We start from the raw sequence: 17,699 nt of genomic DNA, 5'->3' as shown, positions 1-17,699 counted from the left end.
CTATTTTGAGATTTTAACAATTTTATACAAGCCAGCTCCATGACGATTAATTTCTGGAGCAAATTCACCTGAAAATTCACCAACTACTTTTCCTGTCCATAAATCGGTGATTAAATAGTTACCCGAAAGGCCGCTATTTTTCAGATTTACCGGAATTTTTGCAGTCGGTGGAGGCGGAGGCCCTGAAGGGTTTTGGGTAAATACTAAAAATTTAACTGTAGCGCCGGTATTTTGAGCGACACAAGCTTCGTCCAATCCAACAAGTACTTTAAAGCGGGTATAGCCTTCGGGTACGTCAAATTCTATAATTGAATTGGAATGCGTGCCGATACCATTTTTATATTTGATTTTATTTGTGGTGAGACTATTGCCGGAAACACTTTGGTTGACCTTTGGTTTTTCCCATCCGGATGTTGCTTTTATCCACTTTAAACTAGTGATTTTAAGGGAGTCTTTACCATTATATAGGGTCGGTTCGATCCAGTTAGCATGATCCCAGTCGGTTTTGTCACCAGCGTCATTCACTACCAAATACAGTTTTTTTGCACCGGTAATAGTAATGTCGGCTGCCGCACTTTGACCAGGGGTCATTTTTGAGATCACTCCACTGTTCCAAAGTGCTTTTTCCTCAGTTACTAAATGTTGATCGGCTGTGTTGAAGACCGCTAAGTATTTAGCTGTCGTGCCTGGTTCATCAGCAATCCATGCCGCTTTATCTTTATCCGTGAAAAGAGGCTTGTTATTGGTGCTTTCATTCAAAATCTTCAGAACATTCTTATTGGTTAGTAAAGAGAGTGTAAAAGAATCATTGTCCGGAAGATTACCCCCGAACATTAGAGGGGATTTAAAAATACTCCACAAGGTCATTAAGGTATATTGTTCATCCCTGGTAAAAGCGGTCATGCGAGGATCTCCTCTTTCTGCCCTGATACCAATACGGCCAAGCGGTAGCATATCGCCATCGGGATAGGCACCATAGGAACGCCATTTGTTCCAACGCTCAAAGACTTCAAAATGATCTTTTAATTGTTGCCAGCTATCCCAAAAATCTCCGACGGTACGCCACATATTTGCATTTTTTTGAACATGATCGGCGTGTGCAATTGGTGTTTCTCCGGGAGAAGTGCTCAATACAATTTTACGTCCGGTGCGATCGATGGCTTTACGAATCATATTAATTTCCTCTTCAAAATAAATAGGGGAGGAAAGATCATCTATTTTAACAAAATCGAGTCCCCATGATGCATAGAGCTCAAAAAGGGAATTATAGTATTCCTGAGCGCCTGGCTTGCCCGGAACCACAGTATACATATCGTGCAACCAGCTGCACTGGTCTTTTTCAGAATAAATATCTCTTGCCGTCACAGTTGTACCTTTTATAGGTAAGTTTTGTTTTACAGCTATTACAGGAATGCCTCGCATAATATGGATGCCAAACTTTAATCCTTTTTTATGAAGGTAATCAGCTAACGGTTTAAAACCTTTTCCTCCCGCTGCAGAAGGGAAACGGTTTACTGCAGGTAAAAATCTACCGTATTGATCCAGAACATAATCTGGATCTTTTTCATTGTATCCATGTGCTTTATCATTCCCAACATACCATCGAATATCGACTATAATATAATCCCATCCATAGGGCTTTAGATATTTGGACATATAATCAGCATTGGCTTTTACTTCTGCTTCTGTGACTGTAGGACCGAAGCAGTCCCAGCTGTTCCATCCCATAGGGGGAGTTGCCGCCCAACTATGAAATTCTTTTTCCTGAGATTGAACCGTATAGTTGGAGAGGGAAAAGAATAAGAAAGCGAACGCTATTTTATTAAATTTAGATCGAATCATTAACATAATTTTTTGTGATTGTAATTGTTTGAAACACTTTATCTATTTTGTTGTTTTTAAGGAATCAATGTATAGTATGATGAACTTTTATTTTTTTTATTGTGCTATAAATCTGTTATAAGTGTGTTTTTAACATTTGTAAATATAATTAAAAAAAGGATGTAAACAAATCAACATGATAAAAAAGTAGGCTGTAAATTAGGAGTCTAGCAATTTAAGTTTGATTATGCTTTTGGCGGCAGGTATGAAAACTAAGAATTTGTTAGTATTAAAAAGGAAAATGGAATCAGACTAAAACAATGGAAAAATAAATCGGGGACTCTATATAATTCAGTTCCCCGATTCAATTGTTTTTTAGGATAATGCAGCTAACATAAATGCAATTTGTCCTATAATTTGAATGGGTCCAATTTTATGAACACCTTGTAATCTTTTATCATGCCCTCTGTTTTATTATCAAATCGGTGTAAGTATCGGAGGCCTTTTATGGATTCAACCTGTCCCAAATCAATTACAATTTGATGCGGATGCGATGTTTTTGCGCCAACAGACTGGGTTTGCCAAAAAGTGGATTCCTGTTGGTCAAAAATTTTATCTGCAGTATAGTTTCCTGAAGTAACTTCCTCACTGCTGGCATAAACGATTTTCCATTTTAAGACCGGTATTATTTTTCCGTCGGCTCCTATTAATTCCAATTCTGAAACGGTAGTAAGGGGATCGGTTTCCTTTTGTGAATTCAATACTTCGAGACAGAAATATTTTCCTTTATACGGTTTAGAAAAGTGAATCTCTTTCCAGCCGTTTTCAATTGTAAAAGTCCCTGTGTATGCAGGAGTTTCTGCAGAAAGATCAAGTTTTTGTCCTGCTGTTTTATGCAATAAGGATTCGTCAATATTTATTTTATCTAAAATGGGTTTAGACAAACCTGCCACTTTTCTGCTTACTGGTTTGTCGACATCCAGAACAATGATTTCATTTATTCCTTTTTTAAGCCAGGCACCAGGTACAAATAAAGTCTGTTGCGGGCCAATTTTCCAAAAACGACCAATATTATGGCCATTGATCCAAACCATTCCTTTACCCCAAGTACTCATGTCTAAAAAAGTATCGCCCGTTTTAGTCAGGTTAAAAGCGCTTTTATACCATGCCGGACCGGTTGCTGTTGCAGTTGTATAGGTGACGTTTTTTTGAAATTTATAGTCAACAGGGAAATTATAGACCTGCCAGTTTTTTAATTCTTTTGTGGTTTTACCATTGGTTATGGTTACCTTTTCTGTTATGCCTTTGTTGTCAAGAATAGCTTTTCCGTAATTTACCCGGCCTGTAGCTTCAACTAAAATGTCTAATTGTGAATTTCCAGTAAGAGCCGGAATTTCAATTGTAGTATCGCCTTTTCTTCGATCTAATTTTCCAATGGCTTTGCCATTTATGAATACCGTAGCCCAATCATGAAGTTCTGTTATAATTATTTTTTGTTTTACAGGGGAGGGAGTCAATTTAGTTCTGTAGAGAATGCGTCCCCAACCCTGATTAAAATTTTCCATTGGCTGGATGTTTTCTGTATTGTGGGCTACAGGCAAATTAGCAAATAACGAGGCACTTTCTTTTAATTCGAAAGTTGGGATTTCGATAATCGGCATCGCTTGAGGTATCTCTCCCAAAGTTTCACCTTCCTGTAAATAATTCTTTAATAGGTCGCGAATAGCAAAAAATTTCTCGGTGGTATTGCCTTGTTCTCCTATGGGTGCATTGTAATCGTAAGAGGATACCATTGCAGAATATGGAGCCGCATTTGCACCGCCCCATTGACCAAAAGACGTTCCTCCGTGAGCCATATAAAGGCTGAATGAGATTTTTCTGTCCATCATATCCTTTAAACTTCCTATAAAACTCTCAACAGAACGAGTTTCATGAGGTTTTCCCCAATGATCAAACCAGCCTGTCCAATATTCACTACACATTAAAGGAGCATTGGGATACACTTCTTGAAAAGTTTTAAATTCGTTGTCAATGTTTGCGCCTGCACCAAAATTTAAAGTTGTGGCGACACCGTCTAATTTGTATTTATTGAAATTGGAAGACCAGTCACAACGAAATAGTTGTACCTTATCGAAAGCTTCTCTTACATTATCTCTGATGGCTTCCATATAGGCACTGTCAGATCCATAGGAAGCATATTCGTTCTCCACCTGTACCATTATAATGTTTCCTCCGTTTTGTATCTGTAAAGGAGCAAGCTGTTTTCCTGCCTCCTTAAAAAACTTTCGGGTACGTTCCATGAAAAATGAATCAGAAAGATCGCGTAAACGAATATCTTTTTTCTTTAGGAGCCACCATGGCAGCCCTCCCATATCCCATTCAGCACATACATAAGGTCCGGGACGAACCACGCAATACATGCCGTTTTTTTCTACTAGGCGTACAAATTCCGTCACATCATTTTGTCCTGTAAAATCATAGTGATCCTGTGTTTGTTCGTGTAGGTTCCAAAACAGATAAATACAAATAGTATTCATACCCATGGCCTTGCAAAGCTGTATTCGTTGTTCCCAGTATTGTTTAGGAATACGTGGATAATGCAGCTCTGCGGCACGAATTACAAAAGGTTTTCCGTTTAATAAGAATTCTTTGTTTCCAATGGTAAATGATTTATTTTGCTGTTGGGCAATTCCATAGTTCATAAATACACTGGATAGTAAAAGGGCAATTAATAGAATTTTTTTCATTTGAAAGGATCATTGTTGTAGTTTAACAAGAGAGGTGTTTGTTTTTATAAGTATGTTGTTAATCTCATTACTGAAATAGCAGTTGTGCTAAGCGCTTTTATCTATGGAGATTATTCAATGTCTTTAAAATTCCATTTTTCGTTCCATTGAATTTCCGGGACGCCTTGCCTATTCATAATCAATGGAAGCCAAACATAACGGGAGTTTTTTAAATCATCTTTATTCCATTTGTCTGCCATGAAAAGAAAAGCATTCGATTTTTTGCCATATAAAGGTAAAACAAAAGTACTTTGTGCATGGTATGTGTTTTTGGCATCTGGACCTGAGCAGGGGTTGTCATGCATTGTCCAATCTCCCATGATATTATCTGCAACGGCATAAGATGCTGCATTTGGTGACCAGCCACTACATCCTGAACTGATAAGATAATATTTGTTATTATATTTAAATACAGCTGGCGCTTCACGGCTTTGATCTATAAATATTCTTTTTTCATACTTAGTATGTGATAAATAGTCATCACTTAACAAGCAAACATGCATTGTTGCATTATTTTCTGATGAGTAAAAATGATATGCTTTGCCGTCATCATCCAAAAAAATCGTCATATCTCTTGCCATAGTGCCGTTAGGGCGCTCGCTATAAAGATATTTAAACAAACCTGTTGGAGTGTCACTTATTGCTACACCTGAACGGGCATAACTATAATCCTGCGAGTCGATGTGCATCCACATTACAAATTTTTTTGTCTTTTTATTATAAAGTACCTTAGGTCTTTCTATGACCTTAGAGAAATGCAGGTCGTGGGTGCTATCTTTGCTTTCCGCAGGCAGTACAATGTTTTCAAACTTCCAATTGACAAGGTCTTTTGATGAATAACAAGACACGCCACCTGCGTTAACCCTATTGTTTTCCCAATTAGAATTAGGGACATACCAGGTTTTTCCTTTTTTTACTTCACCATACCAATAGTATGTTTTGTTGTAATAAAGTATACCACCTCCATGCGCATCAATAAGTTCACCGTTACTATCTTTCATCTCCATTCCGGGCTCAATGAAAGTATTTTTTTGGGAGAAAAGATGTTGCCCGGTAAAGCAATAAAAACAGAGTAAGAGAATTGTGATAGTATATTTATTCATAATGTTTTTTTAGGGTTTATACTTCTATGTAAGCACGGACAATCTTAGGAAGTTCTTCCCGGTTTCGTTGGTACTGTCAAACGATCCCTAACCTGCCGCACTATTTGTTATAATTCGTGTTTTTTAAAATATGACCTGAGAAGGATGTCATTTCCAACAAAGACATTTATCCTTTAAACAACTGTGATGGATTCTTTTTTTTCAAAAGTCTCATCTGTTTTTGGAGATCCATTAATTAAGCTCCCAAGTTTACTCCATTTTTTTATTTATTAATTTCATAACAATAACAACTTTATTATTTGATATTAAATAAATCTGTTAAAAAAAGCTACAGCGAAATAGGATATACGCGTTATTTTTAATGTTTTATTGTGAAATATCAAAATTAAAATAATTGTTCTATTTTGCATACTAGTACCTACCAGTTTATCTTTCTTTAAGAAGCTATCAAAATCATTTCGATTCAAAATAATTTGGGCTTACCAAAAGACAAACAAATTATCTTTCTGCTGAAAAAGAAATTGAATAATAATAGAAAAATGATTCTTTCAGTAAGTAATGTTATCCAGATCGCTGTTCTTTTTTCATTACTTCAAGATTTATATTTATCCTTAGTGATAAACCCTACCAGTTAAAGCAGTTTAAAGGTCTCATCGTAAAATTGATCCTGATTTAAGCGGAATCACATCTATAGGTACTTCTTATTCAATTTCCTGCCCGGCTCACTGTATTAATGCAGCAATGCTTTGTTTGAATGGACTAACTGGATTACTTGAGTTTTATCATTATTTTTTGATATGATTACATACATTTTATTATTTCCTCTCAATAATTTTAAATCTCTTACATCTCCATCCATCCAAACACCTAGTTTATTGTTTTCAATTATTTTATAGCCTCCATGTCCATTCCCTTCCAATAGTAATCCTTTTCCAGCATCGCAAGGTCCATTTTGTACCCTAAACGGGTAATAGTTGCCCGCCAACAGAATATCCTTTTTATTGTCTCCCGTAAAATCCTGAACAATAATTCCTTGCATGGCAGAAAATTGTGCTTTTATAGGCAAAGAATGAATTTTAAAGCTCCCCCCTTTGTTTTCTAAATATAGACTCTCAAGTTGATAAACACTTAAGTGAGTGGCTTTTTTTAACTGCTCCGCAGGAAAAGTATTGTCCAATGTTGCCGAGGCATATTGGGAATACTTCAAGAATTTCTTTTTTAAGAACGGAAAAGCGTCTTGCATTTCATCGAGTGAAGCAATCGGATACCTTTTTCCTTGTATGTAGCTGCTAATAACCGAAGTTAACACTCCATCTCCTCTGAAATCACCAACGTAAGCTTCAAGAGGCTCCGTTTTCGAAGCTTTAAAAGGCATATTTAATCCGATATTTCCAACAATTAAATCAACGTCGCCATCTCCATCCATGTCGGCTTTTTCGATACTCTGCCATAGTCCATTAGTTTTTGAAAGATTTAATTCAGCTGTTTTTTCAACCAATTTTCCTTTTTTATTGAGAAATATACGGATAGGCATCCACTCTCCAATTAAAACAAGATCCAATGATGAGTTATTATCGATATCTATCCAGAGTGCATCGGTAGTGAGTCCAGGTTGGCGTAATATTGGATTTACTTCTTTTGTTGTAATAGTGAATTTAACCTTTCCTGTTGAACGATTGGTGTCATTTCTCAAAATTCCACCTAGCGCGCATAAGGGATAATGTCCAGGAACATCACCTCCTCCTACAAATAAATCTTCATCACCATCGCCGTCATAGTCGCCTGCGGCTACACAACTTCCGTTTGAAAATGCCTGTGGTAAAGCATCTGAAGGAGCTTTTTTAAACTTGCCTTGTCCATCGTTTAGATAAAGTCTGTCCATTAATTTGGAAGATCCTAATGGGAGTTCACTTCCGCCGCTGACTGCATATATATCTTTATCACCATCGCCATCTGCATCAAAGAACACTGAAGCTGTGGTCTCAAAATCTTTATCTTTTTCCCAACAGTCATTACTTGATTCAGCAAATAATCCTCTTGGTTGAGAGAGGTACAGTTGGTCCCTTTGTCCTGATGCTCCACCTATAAAAACATCTTCAATTCCATCGTTATTAACATCTGCAACTGACATTTTAGGTCCAGACTTAGAACTTTGCTTTAGGGCGAGTCGATCTGTTTTAAAATCAACAAAACCATTTTCTTGGTGTACGAATTTAATCCCAAGAGATTCTGTAACGTCTTTAAAAATAGTAGTCTTTTCTTCTTTTTTCTTTTCTAAGTTGAATTTTGATTTAGTCTGATCAAATTGGAGAAGTCTATTTATTTTAATATTTTTTTCAGCTGTAATCTTCCCATCTGGCCATTGGATTTTAATAGATGCCTTATTGGATTTACCTAATCCAAAGTAAAGTACGGGATCTACCGATGACTGATATCCTCTGGTGTTATAGTTTTCGAGAAATTGAACGGAAGAATCGGTATAGACCCAAACCTTTGCACCTAGAGCAAAAGTATTTTTATCCTTTCCTCTTAATTTTATTCGTATAAAATTATTTTTCTCTTTTTCTACAGTGTTTTTGTAAACTCCAACGGGCTCATTAGTGTTATTAATCACTAAATCCAAATCACCATCATTATCAAAGTCTGCATAAGCAGCTCCTGCTGAAACAGTAGGAGTAGAAAAACCCCATTGATTGGTAACGTTTTTAAATGTAGCGTTGCCTTGATTCTTAAATATATAATTTGGAATTTTGGTCGAAGGCATTTTTTTGACTAACTCATAAATAACGCTGGCATACTCCTTCTTCCCTTTATCGTCAAATAACTCTTTGCCATGTGTCCTTGCTTTTTGCATAGCGTCATTAACTTCATATTTCATAAAATCCTTATTGGTATAATCCCGCAAATATCCATTGGTAATAAAGAGATCCTTTTTACCATCGCTATCAAAATCTGCAATTAGGGATGCCCAACTCCAATCTGTATTTGAAATACCTGCAAGTTGGCCTATTTCACTAAATACAGGTATTCCGTTTTGATCCAATCCTTGGTTTAACTGCAACATGTTACGCATTTGCTGTTTGTGGTAATTATTGTCTATTGCCAATTGATAACGATCATATTCATCAGGTCCCTTTAATAATTTTTGTCTATAATTATCTTCGGGAAGCATATCTAATGTAATCAAATCAACACGTCCATCATTGTTCAAGTCTGCTGCATCATTCCCCATGGAATATTTTGATAGGTGGCCAAAGGACTTTTTAGTAACATCCATAAATGTCCCGTCTCCCTTATTAAGATATAAAAAATCCTGCTCATCATAATCATTAGATACGTAAATATCTGGCAAACCATCTTGATTGAAATCGCTTATTGCTATTCCCAATCCAAAGTTTAAACCACTTCCAAAAATACCAGCACTTTGACTAACATCCACAAAATGATTATTGTCATTTCTATACAAAGCATTTCCAAAAAAAGGATGTCTTGTATTGCGTAACTTTGTACTGTTGTAAAATGGAGAATAAAAGGTTTTTGAATGGTTCAAGAGAAACATATCTAAGTCTCCATCTCGATCATAATCAAAAAAAGCTGCCTGAGTACTAAAACTTCCTTTTGCATCAAGACCATATTCAGCGGCTTCGTCCACAAATTTAGGTACATGATTCTTATTAGTCCCTTTATTAATAAACAGTTGATTTTTTCGATCTTCGTTAGTTCCTAAACCTGAATAACAAACATATATATCTAGTAGACCGTCTCCATTAACATCTGCTATACTTGTACCTGTTTTCCATCCTTTTCTTCCTTCTACACCGGATAATTTGGTAACATCTTCAAATTTAAATTTTCCTTTATTGATATAGAGTTTGTTTTCAACCGCATTTCCTGTTAAATAGATGTCAGCTAAACCATCACCATTAAAATCGCCAACGCCAACGCCAGCTCCGTTATAAAGGTATTCATATTGCATTATATTAAGTGTTGCTGTTTCGATAACTGTATTAGTAAATGAAATACCAGTTTGGCTACCCTCTAAAGGCACAAATAAGGTGTTATCCTCCTCTTTACAGCCTGTTACAATTGTAAAACAAGACAAGATCAAAATGTTTATTATTAATTTTTTTAGGTTCATATTTTTTGATGATAATTTCAATTAAACGATCCAAAGTGCGTAACATTTTTTTTGAAATATTATTTCGATTTTAGTAACTATATAACGAATTGCACGCTCCGTTTTACAAATCAAAATAGCTGCTGGTATTTTAATCAGCAGCTATCATTTTTTATTGCCTCATATGAAATTTACCATCCATTAATTTGCTTAGCAGCAGGATTTTTATCAATCTCTGACTGTGGAATTGGTAATACATATAATTTAGAAGGGAAACCTCTTGTTTCAAACGGATAACGGGTATAGGTAATGGTGTTCCCCGTCTTAGTCATCTTCATGCCATACAAAGGCCCGTTAAGTAAACTTTCAGCAATTTTCCATCTGCGAATATCAAAAAACCGATGCTCTTCAAAAGCTAATTCTATCCTGCGTTCATTTCTAATTTTGACGCGCATTTGATCCTTTGAAAGCCCTGTTACCAAGTCTGGAATTCCAGCTCTTTTTCTTATCGCATTAATTGCATTATAAACTGTTTGGTCTGGTCCGGAAGCTTCATTTTTTGCTTCAGCGTAATTCAATAACACTTCAGCATATCTAATAAATATCCAATCCTGATCACTACTTTTTGTATAAAGAGTGTATTGTTCCTCATGAAATTTACGAAGAATATAACCCGTTTTGGTATCCTCTGCTCTGCCTGTTACGTCTGCACCTCCAGCAAACAATTCGATTACACGTCCGCGAAAAGTAGATCCATTATGGACTACAGTTGCTTCAAATCGCGGATCAAGATTTACATAGGGATTGTTGGGATTATATAAAGGAGAAGTTGCCTGCGATTTCCCATCAATCATATCATAGGAATCAACAAAATTCTGTGTTGGGACATTACCTCCCCATCCAGCATCACTACCTCCCCGAATTGATGGCGGTGAATTAATAACATCAAATCCGTTATTCACTCCAAAATGAACTTTATCAGGGGCTTGAAATTTCTTAGCAAAAATGATTTCATCATTGTTCTTAGTCAGAAACAAGGTTCTATAATCACTGAACAATGTGTAATTAGTATTTATAACTTTATTTGCTGCGTTTGCAGCATCCTGCCAACGTTCTGCATAAAGCAGAACACGACTTTCTAGTGCATAGGCAGCTCCTGAAGTTGCTCTTCCAGCCTCGATTTGCCCTTTTTTAGGAAGCATGGCAGCAGCCTTCTCCATATCACTTACAATAAAATTAACCACTTGGTCATAAGTAGATCGAGGGATCTTAAAATCATCTTGAAGTGTTAAACTTTTATCTATAAGAGGCACTCCAGTTGGTTCTCCCCCTACAGCTGGCATTCCGTACAATCTTAAAAGCTCATGATAAATGAACCCTCTCAAAAAATAGGCCTCACCCAGAAGTCGGTTTCTAAGTGATTCATTTTGAAGTTTTCCCAAATTCTCTAAAGCAACATTTGTTTTTCGAACTAAACCATAATAATCGCCCCAAGTTTCGCCCCAAGGAACATTAGAGGGTAAAAAGTTTCCGCTTTGTAATTCGTTAGAATGAGTCCATGGCATCCCAACGTCCCCATCATCAGATGCGCCATCAAGTAAGTAAAGACCTTTTCCCCAGCCTTGGTAGTTACGGTCAAACCCCGATGGCATTTGTCCGTAAATTGCATTAACGAACTGAGTCGCCCCTTGCGGGTCCGTCCATACTGTTTCTCCTGTAAGCGAATCCTTAGGTAATTGATCTAGAATATCTTTCTCACAGCTAAAAAATATTGAGATGCACATAAATGCCCATCCAAATCGTAATGATTTTTTAATTATTATATTCATTTTAATGTTTTTTTAAAATTTAAAGTTTATTCCAGCATTCCAAATTCTAAACTGAGGATAATCCCATCCTCTTCCATTTCCGTTTTCTGGATCATAGTTTTTTATTTTAGACCATGTGGCTACATTATTTGCATTAATATAAATACGCACACCTTGTACAAAATGTAGTTTCAATGCTTGTATTGGAAGACTATACGCTAATTCCACATTTTTAAGACGTAAATAAGATGCGTCTTTCATCCAAAATGAAGATTCAGCATGGTTCAGATTGGTTGGATCAACTAACACACGAGGCTCGCTGGCGTTGGTGTTTGTGGGAGTCCAACGATCTAAATTTGCTCTTAAGGCATTGGATCCTACAAAGAATGGCCAGGCCCCTTCTCCTGCATAATATTGGTTTACATTAGTAGCCCCTTGAAATAAAAATGAGAATTCAAAATCCTTGTATTGTATGTTTCCATTGTAACCGAAGATAATCTCAGGAGTATTAGACTTACCAATTGCAACTCTATCAAGATCATTAATTTTACCATCGCTGTTAATGTCTTCATAACGAATATCCCCAGGGCCTGTATTTCCAAGTTGAGTAGGAGCAGCATCCACTTCTGCTTGGGTTTGAAACAATCCAATAGCGTGATAACCAAATTGAGTATTAAGAGACAAGCCAGTTCTTTTAATATTTGGGTTTACCGATGCAGCTTCATCAATAAAAACAATTTTGTTTTTCGCAAAAGTTAAGTTTGCACTCATTGAATAGTGTAAGTCTTCGGTTATATTATTCTTATGTCCTACGGTGAATTCAATCCCTCTGTTGTTAACTTTGGCTAAATTTTCAATAGGCAATCCTACTCCAAGAAGACTAGGAACAGAAAGATTTCTATCCGCCAAAATATCACTTCTTTTATCGAAAAAGTAATCAACAGTGGCAGTTAACTTTCCTTTCCAAAGTGTGGCATCAAAACCGATATTAAGTTTTTTAACAGTTTCCCAAGTTACATTTGGATTTGATAAGCGACCTTCAACGATAGCCTGTTGTACATTTGCATCACCAAAAACCGCTGAACCATTTACATTGTAAGACTGTAAATAAAGGAACCGTTGATCCTGATTATTTATTCTTAATCGATCATTTCCTAATACTCCATAGGATCCGCGAATCTTTAAGTAATCAATTGTTGAAGAATTATTCAAGAAGGATTCATTTGAAATTACATAACCTGCAGAAAAAGAGGGGAAAAATCCCCAACGGTTGCCTTTAGCAAATTGCTCTGAACCATCTGCTCTAAAACTCCCTTCAAGAACATATTTGTCGTCATAAGACCAGTTTACCCTTCCAACAACGCCTTGTCTTCCGCTACTTCCTGAATAACCATTATTGTTACGATTAGCAGCAGCTCCAAAATTTAGTTCGTCAATTGCTAAGGTATAACCTTCTCGAGATGCCCCTAAAAAATTCCAGAGTTGTTTTGTTTGAGTGTATAATACCAGTCCAGTTAAATCACTTTTTCCAATAGTTTTTTTATAATTTAAATGTGTTTCTAAAGTAACCGATTGTTCATCCAAATGATTTTGGATTAATGAAGTTGGTCCATTTGCTGCCTGAACAAAGGTTCCATCCGAAAGTCTGTTAAAAAAAGGAATTTTAGTAAAAGTCCAGTTTTTATTATCAGTAAGGGTTTTATCGTAAGAAGCAATACCTTTTATGGACAAACCCTCAATAAACGGCAATTGTTGTTCTAATTCCATGCGGCCACGAAATGCCTGTATATTTCTTTTTCTATAGCCATTCTCAGGTAAAGTTAAATAAGACGGGCCATTAGAATATTCACCATTTGACCATTGTATTGGAGTACGGTTATTAGGTATTCCTGACATCCATCTAAATACCTCTTCTGATGCTACATTGTTTGTTTTTTCATCTCTACCAGAAACGTCAAACGACAGTTTAGTAGTATTTGTAACATTAGCATCTATATTAGATCTGAAATTATACCTTTTAAAGTCATTAGAAGGAATGATTCCTTCTTGTTTTAAATAACCAAAAGATGTTGCATAGCGTACTTTGTCTGTTCCACCAGTTGCAGAAAGGTTATAATTGTGCATTAAAGCTGTTTTCTTTAAAACAGAAAACCAATCAGAATCAGGATGTGTATCCGGACTACTATGAGTAAGATATTTTTGTAAGTCATCTTGCGAATACTGCGCTGGTTTTCCATCATTTGCTAAGGCCTCGTTGTATAGTGTTGCATATTCATAGGAATTCAAGAATTCAGGATTTTTAGTTCTCTCTTGAACCCCAGAACTAGTATTAAAATCGATTTGCATTTTTCCTTCCGCACCTCTTTTAGTTGTCACAAGAATTACACCGTTACCTGCACGTATTCCAAAAACCGCCGCACTTGCAGCATCTTTTAATATCGAGAAAGACTGAATTTCACTTGAACTTAATTGTGAAAAATCACTAGAGGAGCGAACGATACCGTCTATAACATAAATAGGTGATGAATCACCAATTGTACCAATACCTCTAATGTAAATATTTGAATCATCTTTTCCAGGTTCTCCAGAACGTTGCGTAGCTATTATACCTGTTGCTTGTCCAACTAATGAATTACTTAAATTAGCGGATGGATTTCTAGCAATTGCTTTTTGACTCACTTCAGAAACAGCGCCTGAGATTTTACTACGTTTTTGAGTACCGTACCCAACAACTACAACTTCATCTAGTTTAGCGATGTCTTCCTCTAACACAACATTAATCATTTTTTGACCTGAAACAGGGACTTCTTTAGAGGTAAATCCAATATATGAAAATATCAAAATGTCAGATTCTGAAGCATTAATAGTATAATTACCATCTAAATCTGCAGTGGTAGTTTTATTAGAATTTTTGACAAGTACAGTAGCACTTGGCAAGGGAAGCCCTTGTTTGTCAGTAATTTTACCTTTAATGGTGATTTCTGAAACGACTGCTCCGAATTGATTTTTTTTTGTTTGATCTGCAGTTGAATTTTCGTCAAGAACGCTTTCTTTTTGTAATACAATTAGATTGCTAACTTCGGTATACCCAATATTTAGCGGCTTCAAAATTCGAGCTAGCACGGTAGATAAGGATTCCTCATTGGCCTTTATACTTACTTTTTGGTTTAATTGAGCCATTCTCGAATTATACGAAAACTTCACATGGGTGGATTCTTCAAGTTTAGACAATGCCGTCTCCAGGGTCATGTTGGTAATGGTAATGGTTACCTTGGTGTCTAATTTTTCTTGTCCTTTCATGCTGTTTGCCATGGTGACACTTGAAAATACAAGCGCCAAGACAAATTGAAATAATGTTATTTTCATGATTCGAATGAGTAATCGTTGTTTAACAACAGGTTTTTTCATAATTTTGGGTTGTTTTGATTAATACTATTAACTGGGTATTTAAGGAACAGTACAAATTGCTCTTTACAGAGAGCAAATTGATTTTATTCAGGCGTCGAATATGTTACAGCATTTCGACGCTTTTTTTATTTCTTTTTACATAGGCAAATTAAATTTAGTTGCATCCATTTGATAAAATAATAATTTGGTTACCATTCATCACATAATTGGAATTGTTTCCGATAGATTTACAGATGATTTTTAGTTTTTCCGGTAACGGCTGATCACTAAGGGACGTTGTAAGACGACACTCTTTTAGTTTGTTTTTTGGAAAATCAATCTCTACTAAATAAGCCTGCTCAATGGTTTTGAAGATTTGGGCTACAGGAATATCCGTAAATTCAAAACTTAACTGCTCAATATTACCTAAACTGTGAGTTAGGGATTCGTCTTGAGTAATATCTGTGATTTTATTAAAAGTAAGATTCTGACGCGTAAATCGTAGTGCTTGATTTGGTAACAAAACAACTTCTTTTTCTTTTGAATTTGTAATTAACTGATTGGATCTTACATTTACTTTACCAGTACGAACCAGTACCTCGACATTTGGTTCACTACTGTATGCTTTTATCCTAAAACTCGTTCCCACAACTTTTGTGACGATTTCATTTGCGAATACAAAAAATGGTTTTTTGGGATTCTTGCTGATTTCAAAAAAACCTTCACCTGAGAGGTATACTTTTCGCTCGTTTTTAGCAAAAATTTTAGGATAACTCAACTTACTGTTTGGTTGAAGTAAAACGGAACTGCCGTCGGATAAGGTTATAATTTGTGGCTTGTTTGAATTGTTTGTCTGCTCTACAAGACCCTCGCCGTGTTCATGGATAATCGCATCGTAATTTGTTGTCACGTTTCCAGAAGTAAAGTAATTGGTATAAACCAAACCTGACAATAAACCAAAGATAAAAACTGCAGCAACTCCTTTCAGCCAGTAATTTTGCCATAGTTTTTTTACAGATCTTTGGATCGTTTTTTTTTCTATATCCTTATTGTCTATTTTTGACCAAGTGATTTCTAAAGCTGATTCAATAGCTGTTTGTGACAAATTGTTATCAGCAACTTTCATGGCTAATAACCACAATCGGGCTTCTTCGACCAATTTGGCTCGTTTGGGATTTTCCAAAGTCCATTCTTCCCAGCCTTGTGGGTCGTTTTTTGAGCGGACCCACAATTGGAATGAGGTGTCGGCTAAAAAATCTTCTATTTCGGTATAATTGTTACGTTGTTGCATTAAAAAAGTGTTACTCTGATATAGAGGACAGTTTTTTTATTACATACTCATTTAAATTATATTTTTTTTTGATTTATTGAAAAATAATAAAAAAGAATAGTGGTATTGACAAAATAGGGGTGCTATTGCCTTTCCATTCTTTGCGAAGGTTTAGTAAAGCACGGTGCAGTAAATTGTTTGCAGATTGATAATTAACATGTAGAATTTCAGCGATTTGTTCGACAGTAAGCCCTTGATGGTAGCGAAGGTATAAGGCTTCTTTTTGTCGTGCAGGCAAATCATTCAATAGTTTATTGAGTTGGGATACTTTACTGGCAGTAGCTTCATCTAAAATAAGCTGATGCTCAATAGAGAACTCAAACAGAAATTTAATGGAATCCGTTGAAGTAGTTTGACGAAAAATATGATCTCGCTCCTGTATCCTTGCAATGCGTTTGCGGACACAAGATAATAAATACGCCTTTACTATAACGGAATCATTTAAGGATTGTCTGTAAACCCAGATATCCGTAAAAACATCTTGTACACAATCTTGGACCTTTTCAGTAAAAGGAGAAAGAGAATTTCCATATTGCACTAAATTCCCGTAATATTTTTTAAAAAGTAATGAAAAAGCCTTTTCATCACCTACTTTCAGATTACTCCAAAGAGTGGAGTCGGTAATCGTATCGGTATGTAATACTTGGTTTTTCAAAATTTTAAGATATTGGTTTTTTAAAATAGAGTTAAAGGGTATGTTTTTGATGAAATGATTTAAAAGTGTAAATATAACACTTTTAACAAATAATCTATAAAAATCATAAATAAATTACGATATGTGTTTTTTATATGTGTTTTTTTAAAGGGTTCGATAGTGTTGTTTTGTGAGAGTGGTGTCTTGGATAGTTGGTCGAGGAGTATCATCCGAAATGCCAAAAAATTGGCGCTATATATAATCGCAGTCCATTTTATAAAAGACTTTGTTTTGTACAAGCGTGCTGTACTTCTAAAGTGACTTTTGTCCGTACGTTGAGGCAGCGTGTTTTTGGTTAGTAGGTGCAATCAATTCTTCTTGTTTTTAGTCGTAAAAACCTTTACGCTACCTGTTATTGCGGTTATTTAGTGGACCGAATGCCATCACCTGAAAAAATGTAGCCGTTGGCGATTTTTAAATCAAATTACCTGTTGATGCAGGTTATGGCTAAAATTACCGGAGGCCGATAAAATTCATTTTTTTTATTTTTTATTTTGTGTTTTAGTTAGCAAAACAGGAGTAATTAACAAGGAAAAAAAGAAGAAAAAGGAATTTCATCCTATTACCATCACCGTGTTTTTAATTTAAGTATTTATTTCTGTTTGTCAATCCGAAGGGGTTCGATTAAAAAAATGCTATTTGATTGGTTGTAA

General features: G+C 35.8%; 8 protein-coding genes. All 8 read right to left on the bottom strand.

Annotation, left to right across the window (positions count from 1 at the left end; translation table 11 throughout):
• The 8 genes from ACNQGH_RS00830 to ACNQGH_RS00795 all read right to left on the bottom strand — a co-directional run bounded on the left by ACNQGH_RS00830 (position 1) and on the right by ACNQGH_RS00795 (position 17,007).
• Complete coding sequence (locus tag ACNQGH_RS00830) at positions 1 to 1,842, bottom strand: NPCBM/NEW2 domain-containing protein (RefSeq protein WP_417954087.1); 1,842 nt, start codon at positions 1,840 to 1,842, stop codon at positions 1 to 3.
• 389 nt (positions 1,843 to 2,231) lie between these two features.
• A complete protein-coding gene (locus ACNQGH_RS00825) occupies positions 2,232 to 4,568 on the bottom strand; it encodes a beta-galactosidase (RefSeq protein ID WP_417954086.1) in 2,337 nt (778 codons plus the stop codon).
• A gap of 110 nt (positions 4,569 to 4,678) precedes the next feature.
• Complete coding sequence (locus ACNQGH_RS00820; RefSeq protein WP_417954085.1) at positions 4,679 to 5,710, bottom strand: glycoside hydrolase family 43 protein; 1,032 nt, start codon at positions 5,708 to 5,710, stop codon at positions 4,679 to 4,681.
• A 730-nt stretch (positions 5,711 to 6,440) separates the two neighbouring features.
• The gene (locus ACNQGH_RS00815; RefSeq protein WP_417954084.1) at positions 6,441 to 9,812 is read right to left on the bottom strand and encodes a VCBS repeat-containing protein; all 3,372 of its coding nucleotides are present in this window, start codon (positions 9,810 to 9,812) and stop codon (positions 6,441 to 6,443) included.
• 206 nt (positions 9,813 to 10,018) lie between these two features.
• Positions 10,019 to 11,656, bottom strand: a complete 1,638-nt coding sequence (locus tag ACNQGH_RS00810; protein ID WP_417954083.1) for a RagB/SusD family nutrient uptake outer membrane protein — start codon at positions 11,654 to 11,656, stop codon at positions 10,019 to 10,021.
• A gap of 12 nt (positions 11,657 to 11,668) precedes the next feature.
• Complete coding sequence (locus tag ACNQGH_RS00805; protein ID WP_417954082.1) at positions 11,669 to 15,043, bottom strand: TonB-dependent receptor; 3,375 nt, start codon at positions 15,041 to 15,043, stop codon at positions 11,669 to 11,671.
• Between the two features lie 154 nt (positions 15,044 to 15,197).
• Complete coding sequence (locus ACNQGH_RS00800; protein WP_417954081.1) at positions 15,198 to 16,313, bottom strand: FecR family protein; 1,116 nt, start codon at positions 16,311 to 16,313, stop codon at positions 15,198 to 15,200.
• Positions 16,314 to 16,386: 73 nt separating this feature from the next.
• Entirely contained in the window at positions 16,387 to 17,007 is a 621-nt protein-coding gene (locus tag ACNQGH_RS00795) for an RNA polymerase sigma factor (protein WP_417954080.1), read from the bottom strand.
• Positions 17,008 to 17,699: the final 692 nt, after the last annotated feature.

Source organism: Flavobacterium kochi (assembly GCF_048286715.1).
GTDB lineage: Bacteria > Bacteroidota > Bacteroidia > Flavobacteriales > Flavobacteriaceae > Flavobacterium.
The sequence above is the reverse complement of the archived record's forward strand: the minus strand, read 5'-3'. Positions and strand labels throughout refer to the sequence as shown.

What these genes read in the sequence shown, in the direction of transcription:
- ACNQGH_RS00830 (WP_417954087.1), bottom strand. Translation starts at nt 1,842, where the DNA reads ATGATTCGATCTAAATTTAATAAAATAGCGTTCGCTTTCTTATTCTTT.
- ACNQGH_RS00825 (WP_417954086.1), bottom strand. Translation starts at nt 4,568, where the DNA reads ATGAAAAAAATTCTATTAATTGCCCTTTTACTATCCAGTGTATTTATG.
- ACNQGH_RS00820 (WP_417954085.1), bottom strand. Translation starts at nt 5,710, where the DNA reads ATGAATAAATATACTATCACAATTCTCTTACTCTGTTTTTATTGCTTT.
- ACNQGH_RS00810 (WP_417954083.1), bottom strand. Translation starts at nt 11,656, where the DNA reads ATGAATATAATAATTAAAAAATCATTACGATTTGGATGGGCATTTATG.
- ACNQGH_RS00805 (WP_417954082.1), bottom strand. Translation starts at nt 15,043, where the DNA reads ATGAAAAAACCTGTTGTTAAACAACGATTACTCATTCGAATCATGAAA.
- ACNQGH_RS00800 (WP_417954081.1), bottom strand. Translation starts at nt 16,313, where the DNA reads ATGCAACAACGTAACAATTATACCGAAATAGAAGATTTTTTAGCCGAC.